We start from the raw sequence: 14,103 nt of genomic DNA, 5'->3' as shown, positions 1-14,103 counted from the left end.
CTCAGCTCCTTGTCAACCGATTGTAGCGGCTTGCCATCATATGCCCGGCCCACACCGACACCAGCCAGCAGATCACGGACGCTGCGACATAGGCGAGCGCGGTGTACTTCATGCCGCCATGGAGCAGGCGGAAGGTCTCCAGGCTGAAGGCCGAGAAGGTGGTGTAGCCTCCGCAAAACCCGGTCATGACGAATTGTCGGTGCTCGGGCCGCGCCAGCACGCGGCCGTCCGGGCCGGTCAGCGTCGCGTAGAAGCCGATGATCAGGGAGCCCGTCGCGTTGATGAACAACGTCGCGAAGGGAAAGCCCGGCCCAGTGTCGAGCACAAGCCCGACCAGGTAGCGCGTCAGCCCGCCGACGATGCTGCCGGCGGCAACCCAGGCGTAGAGCACAAAGCTACGCCAGCGTTCGGCAAAAGGTGAGCTCATCAGCCTCTAGCCTCCCAGACGATCCGCAAGCAGGAAGCCGCAGCTGACGGCGGCGAGGCACAGCCCGACCGAGCACGCGACATTGCCGAGCGCCGAGAGCGGCTCGCCGCCACGCGCGAGTGTCAGCGTTTGCAGGCTGAACGAGGACACCGTGGTGTAGCAGCCAAGAAACCCGGTCACCGCGAACAGCCATGGTGTGGGTGAGGCGAAGACCGAGCCCGGATGCGTCGCCAGCGCGCCGAAAATGCCGATCAGGAAGGCGCCGGTGACGTTGATGGTCATGGTGCCCCACGGAAACGTTTCACCCAGCCGCCGCGCGATCGCACCGGAGACGAAATAGCGCGCGCAGCCGCCCAGCGCGCTGCCGATCACGATCGCAATTGCCCCGCTCAGCAAGACGAACAGTCCCCCGTCATCACTTGCTCCCTACCGCAAGATCCTTGCCGACGGCGAGCAGCCCCACCAGCGAAACCAGCGCGAATCCAAGACCGGCAAGAAACGTTCCCGCGGGTCCATAGGCGTCCCACAGCGCACCCGCGATCACGCTCGCGGCCAGCAAGGCAAGCCCGGTGAACAGGTTGAAATAGCCGAAGGCGGTACCGCGCAGGGCGGGCGGCGCGGCGTCGGCGACGAGGGCGGAGAGCAGGCCTTGCGTCAGTCCCATATGCAGTCCCCACAGCACGACGCCGAGCGCGAGGCCCGCAAGGCTCGGCAGCAGTGCCAGGGCAAGGTCGGCGCAGGCCAGGAAGGCGAGGCCGAGGGCGAGCAGGCCGGTCCGGTTGATCCGGTCCGACAGCACGCCGGCCGGATAGGCCGAGAGGGCATAGGCGATGTTCATCAGCACCAGCACAGCCGGTACCCACATCGCATTGAGTCCGATGTTCTGCGCGCGCAGGATCAGGAAGGCCTCGCTGAAGCGCGCGAGCGTGAACACGACGCCCACGGCGACGACGCGCCAATAGACCGCTCCGAGCTGGCGCATCGCGGCGAGATTGAGGGGATTTTCCGCGGGTTTCCGGCTCGGATCGGGCTGCGGCTCCTTCACCGCGAACGCGATCAATCCAAAGGACAGGAAGGCCGGCGGCACCGCCACCCAGAACACGAGGGCAAAATTGTCTGCTGTCCACCACATCAGGCCGATTGCCACGAGCGGCCCGACGAAGGCGCCGATCGTGTCGAGCGATTGCCGCAGGCCAAAGCTCGCGCCGCGCAGGCCGACCGGGGCGATATCGGCGATCAGCGCATCGCGCGGAGCGCCGCGGATGCCCTTGCCGACACGATCGACGAAGCGCGCCGCCACCAGCCATCCGACGCTGGGCGCGAGCGGGAACAGCGGCTTGGTGAAGGCGGCCAGCCCATAGCCGAGCGCGGCGAGCAGCTTGCGGCGGCCGAGCCAGTCCGACAGCGCACCGGAGAAGATCTTGGTGATCGAGGCTGTCGCCTCGGCAATGCCCTCGATGAAGCCGACGGTGAGGGTGGAAGCGCCGAGCACGGTGACGAGATAGAGCGGCAGCAGGGCGTGGATCATCTCGGAGGAGATGTCCATCAGCATCGAGACAAAGCCGAGCACCCAGACCCCCCTGGGCAGCGCGGCACGTACGGCATTCGGTGTCGTCATCGTCACGTCTTCGTCGTCCCCTCGCATTCGCCCGCCGGCCGCCATCAGGCAACAAAAAACCCGCCATCGGCGGGTATCTCCATGCTCCCGCCAAAGGCAGAGGCCCAAGATTGCCTCTCCTCAAGCAGGAGTCATCAGCCCATGAGGTCATCGACCGGCGGGCGGTTGTCGGGGGACTCCATCCCCATCTGTGCGAGCAACCCTAGCATGGAAATCGTGCCGGACAAGTGGGCGGGGTGGTCTCCACCGCCGGCTGTCATTCCGGGGCGATGCGCAGCATCGAACCCGGAATCTCGAGATTCCGGGTCCTCGCTTCGCGAGTCCCGGAATGACGGCTTATTGGGATCGCGCCTGTTCCAGTCTGTCAGCGCTATGGCCAAACGACGGCAACACGCAGCAGCGATGCACTCGATTGTGAAGCACAAGCGATCTTCGGCCTTTGCGGCAAGCCGATTGCATGTCACCATCGCGTCATACGACGGGAGACTGCGATGCGATTGCTGTTCTCGATCGGGGCTGTGCTGGTGGCCGGCATGTTTGCCGGAGGGGACGTCGCGGGCATCGCGGCACCAGGACCCAAATTCGAATCGCCCAGGACTCAACCGCAGCGGCTTGCGGCCGACAAGGACGCGCAGAGCGTCGATGTCGAGCTGGTCCTCGCGGTCGACGTGTCCTACTCGATGGACATGGACGAACTCGCGATCCAGCGCGAGGGCTATGCACAGGCGATCCAGTCGAAGGAGTTCCTGCAGGCGCTGAAGCTCGGCCCGAACGGCCGCATCGCGGTGACCTATTTCGAGTGGGCCGCCTCCAGCGACCAGAAGATCATCATTCCCTGGCGGCTGATCGATGGTCCGGAGACGGCGGACGCGGTTGCCGCCGAGATCATGAAGACGCCGATCCGGCGCGCTTCGCGCACCTCGATCTCCGGCGCGATCAACTTCGCGATGCCGCTGTTCGACGAGGATCCCTATCGCGGCCTGCGCCGTGTCATCGACGTTTCCGGCGACGGTCCGAACAACAATGGCGGCCCGGTCACGATGGCGCGTGACGCCGCGCTGGAGAAAGGCATCGTCATCAACGGCCTGCCCATCATGGTCAAGGAGCCGTCCTATTCGACCATGGATATCGACAATCTCGATCTTTATTACGAGGACTGCGTCATCGGGGGGCCGGGGTCCTTCGTCATCACGATCAAGGAGCGCGACAAGTTCAAGGAAGCGATCCGCACCAAGTTGCTGATGGAAGTCGCCGGCCGCACGCCGGAGCGCCCGGTGATGCGTGTCGCGGACAAGGAGCCGCGCGTCAATTGCCTCATCGGCGAGAAGATCTGGTCCGATCGCTGGGGACGGTGAGGGAGACGGGTTTTCCGGCGAGATCATGCCCGCTGGTTCCGGCTGAGACCTTTTGCCCGCCCGGCCGATGCGCGCGCTTAACGGCTCGTTAACGGGTGCGTGGCCCTAATCACATGGTTTCCGTTCGTTCCAGCCGGCATCCTGACCTGCCTAAGCCAGCGAAAGCGGGTTTGTCAGGCCCGTCCGAGCAATCCAATGGCCATCGTCACATCGAGCACCAGCCAGATTTCGCCCGCCAACGAGCGGCTGTATCGCCAGAGCGCTCTGCTCGGTGACTGGAAGGGCAATTGGGTGGGCAACAACCAGCCCGTCGGCTTCAAGGTCGTCAACATCCGCGGGGCGCGGGCGCAGGTCGAGTACACCCACAACGGACGCACCGAGCGCGGCTTCGGCGAAGTCAGGGGTACGCTGATCACTTTTGGGGGCGTTACGGTCGGCACCAAGGACGGCAAGAACATGGTGCTGCTGTTCTCTGTGGGCGGCGCCGGCAAGCAGACCGCGAACCTCGAAAAGCAGCAGCCGCCCGCTTCCGACAGCCGCCTCATGGGAAGCTGGGGCGGCTATTCCAGCGAGAACGGCAAGAGCGCGAGCTTCAAGGTGCTGTCCGTCAATGGCAAGGAAGCCGAGGTCAGCGTCACCACCGACGGCGTCACCCGCAAGGGTACCGGCTTCGTCTACAAGAACGTCATCATGTTCGGACAGGCGCAGATCGCAAGCGACGACGGGCAGAACGGCAAGATCATCTACCAGGTGGGCACCAAATCCTTCATGGTGCCGGTGACGAAATATCCGCCGGCGGATTCGTCGTCGTCCGTCGATAGGACGGCATAGCGTTCACGGTGCGGTCCCGTCGGGTCGCGTCAGCGTCATCAATTGCTGGTCGACTTGCCGCAGCACTGCGCAGGCTTGTGCGAAGCCGCCCTCGGCGACGAGTTGCCAGATCCGGTCGGACTGCTCCACCAGGTGCGGAATCGTCAGCGGCATGCCGGCTGCCTCCTGCAGCGCCCCCTTCTCGTTGATCAGATAGCGCTCGTTCAATGCAAACAGCACCTGCGCGACGCAGGCGAGCGATCGGTACAGGCATCCCGCGACATGGGTCCGCTCGTTGCGTGCAGCCGCGAGCTCGGCATTTTCGATGCTGAACAGGACTTCCCATTGAAAGCGCCGGATCAGGGCGCTGCGCAGAGCCTCCGGATAGGGAAGTGCGATCGACTTGAGCCGGGCGATCACGCCGTTCGGATCGTGCAGCGGCTGACAATATGCGATCTCGCCCATCCAGATCGCCGAGCAGAAGCCATGCGGATGGCCGGGCTGGTAGTCCACGGTGACCACGCCGGCGCCGCAGGATTCCATGACGGCCTCGACCGCCTCGGCGTTGCGGTAGAGCAGGTCGACCTTGCGGCCTCCCACCGAAAGCCAGGCGCCGCCGACGATCCACGGGCCCCATTCTCCGACGGGCGTCACCGTCGTGGCGGCGGGATCGTCCGCGACCGTCTGAGCGGCGGCCAGCAACCGTTCGGTGTCCAGCGCCGACTTGAAATAGAGTCCGATATCGTAGTCCGAGGTCGCGTGCGCGCGCCCTCTCGCGCGAGAGCCGCCGAGCACGACAGCTTGAACGCCAGGTACATCGGCAACAACGGATGTCAGGCGGGTGAGCAGCGGATCGTCCGGCATCAGGCGCGGTTCCCTGAAAGACCTGCGGCCGCAAGGACCGGCGCGGTCGCTCCGCTGGCATTGATGATGGTCGAGGAGTATAGTTTTACAGGGTTTTAGACGGTAGCCAGAATGTTCGAACTTGGACGCTCATGCGCTCTTGCAGCTCTCGCCGTGCTCTGCCTTGGCGGAGCGCCGGTTCATGCGCAAGTGGCGCCGCTGCGATATTGGATTCCCGGTGGGCCTTTCGGCCTTGGCGGCGCTGCCGGCCTGAGCTCCGACACCTATGGCAACTTTGCGAGCTTCAACGCCGGAGAGGCCGATTGGCGTACGAGCTCTGCGAACGGCTTCTTCATCGGTCGCGAACGCGGCGCTTTCGGATTGAGCGGCTTCAACCAGGCGGGCTCGCTCGGCAATTTCAGCGCGCTTTCTTATGACAGCACACAATTCGGCTATCAGATGAAGACCGCGGGCGGCATGCCCGTCACCTTCTTTGCCGGCTTTGACACGCTGAAATACGGCAACGGCATCGGCAGCTCGCTGGCGCCGCTCACCTCCAGCGCCGGGCCCGGCTATGGCGGGTTTGCGGGTGTCGAATTCAAGCCGACATCAAATCTCAGCCTGTCGTTTGGCGTCGGCTACACCCAGCAGGATTCGGGCCGCATGGACAGTGACATCAGATCGAACATGTTGCCCGGCGAATCGCCGGCGCTGAGTGGCCTGCGGCGCTAGCGTCTAAATTTCGCCACCAGCTCGACATGCGGCGTGTGGCGAAACTGGTCCACCGGCACTACGGCCTCCAGCCGATAGCCCCCGTCGATCAGGAGCCGCGCGTCGCGGGCAAAGGTCGCGGCGTTGCAGGACACGCCAATCACGACCGGCACCTTGCTCGCCGCAAGCTTCAGCGCCTGCGCCTGCGCGCCCTGGCGCGGCGGGTCGAACACCACGGCGTCGAAGTCCCGAAGCTCCTGCGGCACCAGCGGGCGGCGGAACAGGTCGCGCGGCTCGCACTTGATCGGCTTCAGGCTTGGTGTGCGCGCAGCTTTCGCCAGCGCCGCGACGGCGCCGGCGTCGCTGTCAAAGGCGGTGACGCGCGCCTTCTCGGCGAGCCTGAGCGCGAACGGGCCGACGCCGCAGAAGAGGTCGAGCACCTCCTTGGCCTTGCCGATGCACTCGGCGACGAGTGCCGCAAGCGTCTCCTCGCCCGCCACCGTCGCTTGCAGGAACGAGCCCGGCGGCAGTATCACCTCGGCGCGGCCCATCCTTACCGTCGGCGGCCGACGTTGCAGCACCAGCTCGCCATGCCGGGTCAGCCGCGCCAGGCGGTGCTGCTCGGCGACGCGCGACAGCGCGGTGACCAGCGCCGTCGGCAACGGGCCGGAGCCGCGCACGTCGACATCGAGGCCGCCTGCGGTCGCGGTGACCTGGATGTCCAATGGCTTGGTCACCGGCATCTTGGACGTCAGCGGCTCGGCGAGTGCCCAGGCGGCATCGAGTGCGCCCTCGAGCGCGGGATCGAGGATCGGACAACGATGAATCGGGATGACATCATGCGAGCTCGCAGCCGAGAAGCCGACCTTGAGGATATCGTGCGTGCCGAACCGGCCGTGCAGCGTGATGCGCCGGCGCCCGGCGCCGTGGGCATCGACCAGCGGCGCCACCTCGCAATCGATGCCGGCCTGCGCCAGCGTTTCGATCACGACCTTGCGCTTCCAGGCCCGATAGGGCTGGGTCGCCCAATGCTGGATCGCGCAGCCGCCACACACGCCGAAATGCGGGCAGAATGGTTCGACGCGTTCGGGGCTTGCGACCTCCACCGCCAGCAGCTTGCGGCGGTCGGGATGATGGCCTGCGACGTGATCGACCTCGACGGTCTCGCCGCCGAGCGTGTAAGGCACATAGATTGCTTCGCCGGCATCGAGGCAGACGCCGTCGCCGCGATGGCCGACATGATCGATCTTGATGCGCTCAACCACGGCGCGCGCCCAGGAAGAATTCGATATTGCCGTCACCGCCGGTGATCGGCGACGGGAATATTTCGATCTCGGTACAGCCGAGCGACGCCGCAAAGGCCGCGATGTCGTCGCAGATCTCCCGATGCACGGCGGCATCGCGGATGATGCCCTTCTTGTTGTGTTTCCGCTCCGCCTCGAATTGCGGCTTGATCAGCGCCAGCAGGCTCATCGGCGCCGCCGCCAGCGACAGCGCCACCGGCAGCACGATCTTCAGCGAGATGAAGCTGACGTCGATGACGACGACATCGGGGCGCGCCGGCAGGCGCTTGCCCTCATAGCTGCGGATGTCGGTCTCCTCCATCGACACGATCTTGGGATGATCGCGCAGCGAGGGATGCAGCTGGCTCGTGCCGACATCGATGGCGAACACCAGCGCCGCGCCGTTCGCCAGCAGCACCTCGGTGAAGCCGCCGGTGGAGGCGCCCACGTCGAGGCAGACATGGTCCTCGATGTCGATCGGGTACCGCTCCAGCGCGCCGGCGAGCTTGACGCCGCCGCGGGAGACGTAGGGATGCGCGGGCTCGGCCCGGATCACCGCGTCCTCGGCGATCGTCTCCGACGGCTTCGAGACCTGCTTGTCGTCGGCCGTGACGAGGCCGGCTTCGACGGCCGCGCGGGCCCGCGCCCGGCTCTCGAACAGGCCGCGCTCGACCAGCAATACATCCGCGCGCTTGCGGGCAGGGGGCATTACGCTCTCATGGCCACGACTGAGGTGCTTATGTAGCGATCAATCGCGCGGCCGCCATCCGGACGCAAGTCTCGAACGCGGTGAGGTCGTGCCAGACGTCGATCGGCATCGCGGCCGGTGTCACCAGTGGGCAGCCGTGCAGCTCCAGCGCATGGATCATCATGAGGTTGTCGGCGAGGCCGAAATCTTCGACCGTCAGCCCCTGGGCATCGACCAGCCGTCCGTTCTCGGGGGTGATCTCCATGAAGCGCGAGACGCGGTCGGCATAGGCGGCGCCGTCGTTGGAATAGGCGAGACAGAACTTGCCCCGCCCGGCCATGTAGCCGAGCTCGTAGACGGCGCCGGGATCGGCGCCGGCGCCGCGGAACGGCGTCAGATTGGCGATGATGGCATCGGCCGCGTCCATCATCGCCTCGTTGCCGCAGAAAATCTGCCGCGAAGCGTCGGCGGCGGTGAGATCGATCGCGTTGTCGAGGGGGTAGAGCCCGGTGAGGCCATGAACGGCGCAGATATCGACCTTGCGCCGGCCGATCTCGACGGCATCCGGCAGGAACACGTCGGGGCCTGCCAGATAGATTTTCATGGAGTTCGGACCGGAAAATTTGGGCCGGGTGCTAGCCACAGCACGTGCTCTGCTCCCTCCCCCGCCTGCGGGGGAGGGCTGGGGAGAGGGTATCTCCGCGATCGAGAACCCCCAAGAGGCGAAAGCCCTCACCCGACGCTTCGCGTCGACCTCTCCCGCAAGCGGGAGAGGTGAACCAACTCAAGCCAGCTTGACCGTCTCGGTCTTCACATCCTTGCCGAGTGCCTCGAACACCTTGGCGACGATGCCCTTGGCGTCGAGGCCGGCGCGGGCGTACATCGCGGCCGGGGTGTCGTGATCCTGGAACACGTCGGGCAGCACCATCGAGCGGAACTTGACCATGCCGGTGTCGAGCACGCCCTGGTCGGTCAGGTACTGCGCGACATGCGAGCCGAAGCCGCCGATCGAGCCTTCCTCGATCGTGATCAGGATCTCATGGTCGCGGGCGAGCTTGAGCACCAGCTCGGTGTCGAGCGGCTTCATGAAGCGCGCATCGGCGATCGTGGTCGACAGGCCGTGGGCCGCGAGCTCGTCGGCCGCCTTCTCGCATTCGGCGAGGCGGGTGCCGAAGGAGAGCAGGGCGATCTTGCTGCCCTGACGAATCATGCGGCCCTTGCCGATCTCGAGCGGAATGCCGACCTCGGGCATCTCGACGCCGCGGCCTTCGCCGCGCGGATAGCGCAGCGAGCTCGGACGGTCGTTGATCGCAACCTGTGTCGCCACCATGTGCACGAGCTCTGCTTCATCGCTAGCTGCCATGATCACCATGTTGGGCAGGCAGCCGAGATAGGCGTTGTCGAACGAGCCGGCATGGGTCGCGCCGTCGGCGCCGACGAGGCCGGCGCGGTCGATGGCGAAGCGGACGGGCAGACTCTGGATCGCGACGTCGTGGACGATCTGGTCATAGCCGCGCTGCAGGAAGGTCGAGTAGATCGCGCAGAACGGCTTGTAGCCTTCGGTCGCTAGGCCCGCGGCAAAGGTCACCGCGTGCTGCTCGGCGATGCCGACGTCGAAGGTGCGGTCGGGAAAGGCCTTGTTGAAGATGTCGACACCGGTGCCCGACGGCATCGCCGCGGTGATGGCGACGATTTTGTCGTCCTTCTGCGCTTCCTTGACGAGGCTCTGGCCGAACACGTTCTGATAGGCCGGCGCGTTTGGCTTGGCCTTGGCCTGCGTGCCGGTCGCGACGTCGAACTTGACGACCGCGTGATACTTGTCGGCGGAGGCTTCCGCCGGGCCGTAGCCCTTGCCCTTCTGCGTCACGACGTGGACCAGGATCGGGCCGGTCTCCATGTCGCGGACGTTCTTCAGCACGGGCAGCAGATGGTCGAGGTTGTGGCCGTCGATCGGGCCGACATAGTAGAAGCCGAGCTCCTCGAACAGCGTGCCGCCGTCCATCATGAAGCCGCGGGAATATTCCTCGACGCGATTGGCGCGATTGGCAAGGATCTTGGGCAGGCGCTTGTTGATCTGCTTGGCCGCATCGCGCAACGTGCGATAGGTCTTGCCGGAGTAGAGGCGCGACAGATAGGCGCTCATGGCGCCGACCGGCGGCGCGATCGACATGTCGTTGTCGTTGAGAATGACGATCAGGCGCGAGTTCATCGCACCCGCATTGTTCATGGCCTCATAGGCCATGCCGGCCGACATCGCGCCGTCACCGATCACGGCGATAACGTTGTTCTTGCCGCCGGAGAGGTCGCGCGCCACGGCCATGCCGAGGCCGGCGGAGATCGAGGTCGAGGAATGCGCCGCGCCGAACGGATCGTAGTCGCTCTCGCTGCGCTTGGTGAAGCCGGACAGGCCGCCGCCGGTACGCAGCGTGCGGATGCGGTCGCGCCGGCCGGTGAGGATCTTGTGCGGATAGGCTTGGTGGCCGACGTCCCAGATCAACCGGTCGCGCGGCGTATCGAAGACGTAATGGATCGCGGTGGTGAGCTCGACCACGCCGAGGCCCGCGCCGAAGTGACCGCCGGTCACCGAGACGGCATCGATGGTCTCCTGCCGCAGCTCGTCGGCAACCTGGCGAATCTGCTCGACCTTGAGCTTGCGCAGATCTTCCGGCGTCCGGATGGTGTCGAGAAGCGGCGTCTTACTGTATGCGTTCACGGCGATTTCCAATTTGTCAGCGCCGGAAGGTCATTCCGGTGCGCGATGGGTTTGCACAATATCGGCGCAGCGCGAGTCCTATAACCGTCGGAGCCACCTGCACGGGGCAAGGCCCCGCCTTCAAGCTTAGGTAAGCTTAAGTGTGCTCCGGTTCAGTCTCTGTGATCCCTGTCACTTAGATCGGCTTCGTCCGTCCCAAGCCAATTTCATAGCAGTTTGAAGCACTTGTCGTTGGTAATCGGTGCCCACGCAAGGCTTGCAAAAAGCCACACTCCGCGCAGCTTTACACCAAAGCTTGGGCCAAAGCCAACCCGCTGGGCCGATTAGGGGTATGCAGGTGCAACTCGCGGGCCAGAGTGGTTAACCTTGGCCCGGGTGAGTGGGTTCCGCCTTGCTCGGTTCCTTGGAAGGCTTTTTTGCCTCAACTGGAGCGTTTTTCGCTTTCAACGCCCGATTCTGGCGCGGGACGTATCCATCCTCCGCCACGGAACCGATGCCTGCCGGAACTGCGCCGTGCGATCCGGACATCGATCCGGCGACACGCGCCCCACGAAGATGTCTTGCGCGGACCTTGCGTCTTGCGCGGCCCTGCGGGGGGCAGCGGGAAAGCACTCTTTACTGGACGTCGAGCGGCGCAGTGCCGGTGGCCTGGCCGCTGGCATCGGTGGTGATCTTGTCGACGCGGGCCTCAGCTTGGCGTAGCAGTTCCTCGCAGCGCCGCTTCAGGGCCTCGCCGCGCTCGTAGATCGTCACGGATTCCTCGAGCGGCACCTTGCCGTCCTCGAGCCGCTTCACGATCGTTTCGAGTTCCTCGATCGCGCGCTCGAAGGTGAGCCTGGAGACGTCGACTTGCGTATTTTCGGCCATATCCGTTTCCGATTGCCCGATTCACTTCACCTTGGAGAAAGCAGAGTTTTGCGGGCGTAATGTGGCGAGTGGGTCAAGCGCCCATCAGGGCGCCGACATGCGCCGTAACAGATTCTTTCAGTCCTTGCAGGTCATAGCCGCCCTCGAGCACCGAAACAATGCGGCCGCCGGCGGTCTTGTCGGCGAGATCCATCAGCTTGCGCGTCACCCAGGCATAGTCCTCCGCGCGCAGGTTCAGCGAAGCCAGGGGATCGCGATAATGCGCGTCGAAGCCGGCCGAGACGATCAAGAGCTCGGGGCTGAATTTCTCGAGCTGCGGCAGGATCAGGTTCTCGAACGCGACGCGGAATTCCGGGCCGCCGTCCTCGGAGGCGAGCGGCGCATTGACGATGGTGTCGTGATCGCCGCGCTCGCTTCTAGCGCCGGTGCCCGGAAACAGCGGCATCTGGTGCGTCGAGCAGTACATCACGGTCGGGTCCGACCAGAAGATGTCCTGCGTGCCGTTGCCGTGATGCACGTCGAAGTCGACGATGGCCGCGCGCTTGATGCCGTATTTGCGCTGGGCGTGGCGCGCGGCGATCGCGACGTTGTCGAAGAAGCAGAAGCCCATCGGCTTGCCGATCTCGGCATGATGTCCGGGCGGGCGGACCGCGACGAAGGCGTTGCGATGCTCGCCGGCCATCACCGCTTCGGTCGCCGCAACCGCGCCGCCGACGCCGCGCATCACCGCCTCCCACGTGCCCGGGGACATCGAAGTGTCGCCGTCGATATAGACCTGACCGCTGGTCGGGGCGATGTGGCGCAGCTCGGTCACGTAATGCTCGTTGTGGCAAAGCGTGACGAGATCGAGATCGCCCTCCGGTGCCTCCTCGCGCGCCAGGAACTGGAAGCGCTCATGCGACAAAGCTTCTTCCACCGCGCGCAGGCGATCGGGCCTTTCAGGGTGTCCCGGCGGCGTGACATGGTCGAGGCAGGCCTTGTGGGAAAGGAGAAGCGTGCTCATCAGGTCGGCCTCACGGAAAACGGGCTTTCGGCGTCGTTGGCGCATCCGGCGCCAAAACGCAATGCAACATCCAATCTAGGCGCTTGGCCGGAAATGGCAAAGGGCTGCCCGATTGATCCGGATCAATTCACCCGCAGGATGCGGGTGGGCGGCAGCGGGCCGACCGGCCCGTGCGCCCGGAAGAACGCGAACAGCGCGTCCGCATCGTAGCCGCCATATTGCGGCGCCGTGCCCTGTTTGGCGACGGTAAACCCGTCTCCGCCGACGGCGAGGTAATCGTTGAGCGTGATGCGGTAGCTGCTTCCCGGCTCGATCGGCCTGCCGTTGAGTGTCATCCGTTCGAGGCTGACGCGCTCGCCGAACGGCTTTGAAGCATCCCAAGTATAGCTGAAGCCGTTCGACACCTGGAGAATCCGCGGCCGCTTCGGGTCGAGCCATTGCTGCTCGAGCATGTCCTTGAGCTGGCTACCCGTCAGCGTCACGGTGACGAGACGGTTGCGGAACGGCTGGCTGGCGAAGACGTCGCCGTACGTGATCGCGCCATTCTCCTTCGGAACGATGTCGGTGCGGATGCCGCCGGGATTGGTGAGCGCGATGACAGCGCTGCCATCCTTCGCCTCGCGGGTTGCGAGCAATTGCGCGTCGGCAATGATATCGCCGAGCGCGCTTTCGCCGGCCTCGTTCGGCACGCGCGACAAGGTCTGCGTCACCGAGCCGGCGGGCCGGTTGGCGATCGGCGCGGAGACCTTGTCGTAGGCCTCGATCAATGCGGTCTGCTCGGGATCCCTGGCCAGCGAAGCATTGGCGACGATGACGTTCTCGGCTTTGGCGCCGACGATGTCGCGCGTTGCGGGATCGAGCTTGAGGTCGATCGCGGTGACAAGAGTGCCGTATTTGTCGCCGCTGGTGACGAGCCGCCCGTCGATATCGCAGACATAGGCGCGGTGGGTGTGGCCGCTGACGACGACGTCGACGGCGGGATCGAACTTCCTGGCGATGTCGACGATCGGCCCCGTGATCGCAGGGCATTCGTTGTAGTCGCCGGCAGGCTCGCCGCCCTGGTGGATCAGCACCACGATGGCCTCGACGCCGCGCGCCTTCAGTTGCGGCACCAGCGCGTTCACCGTCTCGGCCTCGTCGCGGAATTCGAGGCCGGCGATGCCCGCTGGCGAGACGATGCCGGCGGTCTCCTTCAATGTCAGGCCGATGAAGCCGACGGGAATGCCGTCGAACTCCCGGATCTCGTAGGGCGGCAGCACGCTCTTGCCGGTCGCGGTCTCGACGGTGGAGGCCGCGAGATAATGGAATTTGGCGCCCGTAAAGGGATGCGGTCCTTGGCAGCCATCGACGGGATGGCAGCCGCCGTTCTGCATGCGCAGAAGCTCGGCCTTGCCCTCGTCGAACTCGTGATTGCCGACCGAGCTGATCGCAAGGCCCATCATCGAGAGCGCTTCGATCGAGGGCTCGTCGTGAAACATCGCCGACAGAAACGGGCTCGCGCCGATCAGGTCGCCCGCGGCGACGAAAATGGTGTTCTTGTGCCCTTCGCGCAGCTGCTTCACCAGCGTCGCCATGTACTCGGCGCCACCGGCCGCCACCGTCACCTTCTTGGATTTGTCCTCGGGCTCATTGATGCGGATGCCGCCCGGCGGCGGTCGCAGATTGCCGTGGAAATCGTTGATGGCGAGAATGCGCAGCTCGACGGGGGTTGCGGTCTGGGCAGAAGCGGGCAGGGCGCAGGTCAGCGCGAGCGCGGCAAGGATGGATCGGTAATGCATGGAATTG

The 14,103-nt window shown here is 65.3% G+C and carries 14 protein-coding genes and 1 riboswitch; of the genes, 3 read left to right on the top strand and 11 right to left on the bottom strand.

Annotated features, from left to right (window positions below):
- Position 1 precedes the first annotated feature (1 nt).
- Genes crcB (HZZ16_RS06100) through HZZ16_RS06090 form a run of 3 tightly spaced genes read right to left on the bottom strand, consistent with a single transcriptional unit; the run spans position 2 to position 2,045 of the window.
- Positions 2-427, bottom strand: coding sequence for a fluoride efflux transporter CrcB (crcB, locus tag HZZ16_RS06100; RefSeq protein ID WP_197947604.1), 426 nt, complete (start codon positions 425-427; stop codon positions 2-4).
- 6 nt (positions 428-433) lie between these two features.
- Positions 434-823 carry a fluoride efflux transporter CrcB gene (crcB, locus tag HZZ16_RS06095; protein ID WP_042336065.1) on the bottom strand — a complete coding sequence of 130 codons (390 nt, stop codon included), beginning with the start codon at positions 821-823 and terminating at the stop codon, positions 434-436.
- A 19-nt stretch (positions 824-842) separates the two neighbouring features.
- Complete coding sequence (locus HZZ16_RS06090; RefSeq protein ID WP_197947603.1) at positions 843-2,045, bottom strand: MFS transporter; 1,203 nt, start codon at positions 2,043-2,045, stop codon at positions 843-845.
- A gap of 118 nt (positions 2,046-2,163) precedes the next feature.
- A riboswitch (Fluoride riboswitch) is annotated at positions 2,164-2,240 on the bottom strand.
- A gap of 296 nt (positions 2,241-2,536) precedes the next feature.
- Here HZZ16_RS06090 and HZZ16_RS06085 point away from each other — a divergent pair.
- Both HZZ16_RS06085 and HZZ16_RS06080 read left to right on the top strand, forming a co-directional pair.
- Positions 2,537-3,400, top strand: coding sequence for a DUF1194 domain-containing protein (locus HZZ16_RS06085; RefSeq protein WP_197947602.1), 864 nt, complete (start codon positions 2,537-2,539; stop codon positions 3,398-3,400).
- A gap of 195 nt (positions 3,401-3,595) precedes the next feature.
- A complete protein-coding gene (locus tag HZZ16_RS06080) occupies positions 3,596-4,231 on the top strand; it encodes a hypothetical protein (RefSeq protein ID WP_197947601.1) in 636 nt (211 codons plus the stop codon).
- A gap of 3 nt (positions 4,232-4,234) precedes the next feature.
- On the opposite strand, the gene HZZ16_RS06075 is transcribed toward HZZ16_RS06080, so the two are convergent.
- Positions 4,235-5,074: a nucleotidyltransferase domain-containing protein gene (locus tag HZZ16_RS06075; protein ID WP_197947600.1), complete on the bottom strand. Its 840-nt coding sequence runs from the start codon at positions 5,072-5,074 to the stop codon at positions 4,235-4,237.
- 111 nt (positions 5,075-5,185) lie between these two features.
- Here HZZ16_RS06075 and HZZ16_RS06070 point away from each other — a divergent pair, with 111 nt between their 5' ends.
- Entirely contained in the window at positions 5,186-5,785 is a 600-nt protein-coding gene (locus HZZ16_RS06070) for a hypothetical protein (protein WP_197947599.1), read from the top strand.
- Here HZZ16_RS06070 and HZZ16_RS06065 read toward each other — a convergent pair.
- From HZZ16_RS06065 to HZZ16_RS06035, 7 genes are all read right to left on the bottom strand, one after another.
- Entirely contained in the window at positions 5,782-7,029 is a 1,248-nt protein-coding gene (locus tag HZZ16_RS06065; protein ID WP_197947598.1) for a class I SAM-dependent RNA methyltransferase, read from the bottom strand. The two genes, HZZ16_RS06070 and HZZ16_RS06065, sit on opposite strands and share 4 nt — an antisense overlap.
- The gene (locus tag HZZ16_RS06060) at positions 7,022-7,756 is read right to left on the bottom strand and encodes a TlyA family RNA methyltransferase (protein WP_197947597.1); all 735 of its coding nucleotides are present in this window, start codon (positions 7,754-7,756) and stop codon (positions 7,022-7,024) included. Before HZZ16_RS06060 ends, HZZ16_RS06065 begins: the two co-directional genes overlap by 8 nt.
- A 28-nt stretch (positions 7,757-7,784) precedes the next feature.
- Positions 7,785-8,339: a nucleoside 2-deoxyribosyltransferase gene (locus HZZ16_RS06055; protein ID WP_197947596.1), complete on the bottom strand. Its 555-nt coding sequence runs from the start codon at positions 8,337-8,339 to the stop codon at positions 7,785-7,787.
- Between the two features lie 180 nt (positions 8,340-8,519).
- Complete coding sequence (gene dxs / locus HZZ16_RS06050; protein WP_197947595.1) at positions 8,520-10,448, bottom strand: 1-deoxy-D-xylulose-5-phosphate synthase; 1,929 nt, start codon at positions 10,446-10,448, stop codon at positions 8,520-8,522.
- Positions 10,449-11,063: 615 nt separating this feature from the next.
- Positions 11,064-11,315: an exodeoxyribonuclease VII small subunit gene (locus HZZ16_RS06045; protein ID WP_008132970.1), complete on the bottom strand. Its 252-nt coding sequence runs from the start codon at positions 11,313-11,315 to the stop codon at positions 11,064-11,066.
- A 73-nt stretch (positions 11,316-11,388) separates the two neighbouring features.
- On the bottom strand, positions 11,389-12,318 hold the full coding sequence (locus HZZ16_RS06040) for a histone deacetylase family protein (protein WP_197947594.1): 930 nt from the start codon (positions 12,316-12,318) through the stop codon (positions 11,389-11,391).
- A 122-nt stretch (positions 12,319-12,440) separates the two neighbouring features.
- Positions 12,441-14,096 carry a bifunctional metallophosphatase/5'-nucleotidase gene (locus HZZ16_RS06035; RefSeq protein WP_197947593.1) on the bottom strand — a complete coding sequence of 552 codons (1,656 nt, stop codon included), beginning with the start codon at positions 14,094-14,096 and terminating at the stop codon, positions 12,441-12,443.
- Between the last annotated feature and the right edge of the window lie 7 nt (positions 14,097-14,103).

Origin of the sequence: Bradyrhizobium glycinis (genome assembly GCF_016031655.1) — a bacterium.
Lineage (GTDB): Bacteria > Pseudomonadota > Alphaproteobacteria > Rhizobiales > Xanthobacteraceae > Bradyrhizobium > Bradyrhizobium glycinis.
Note: the sequence above shows the minus strand (reverse complement) of the source record. Positions and strands in the feature narration are given on the sequence as shown.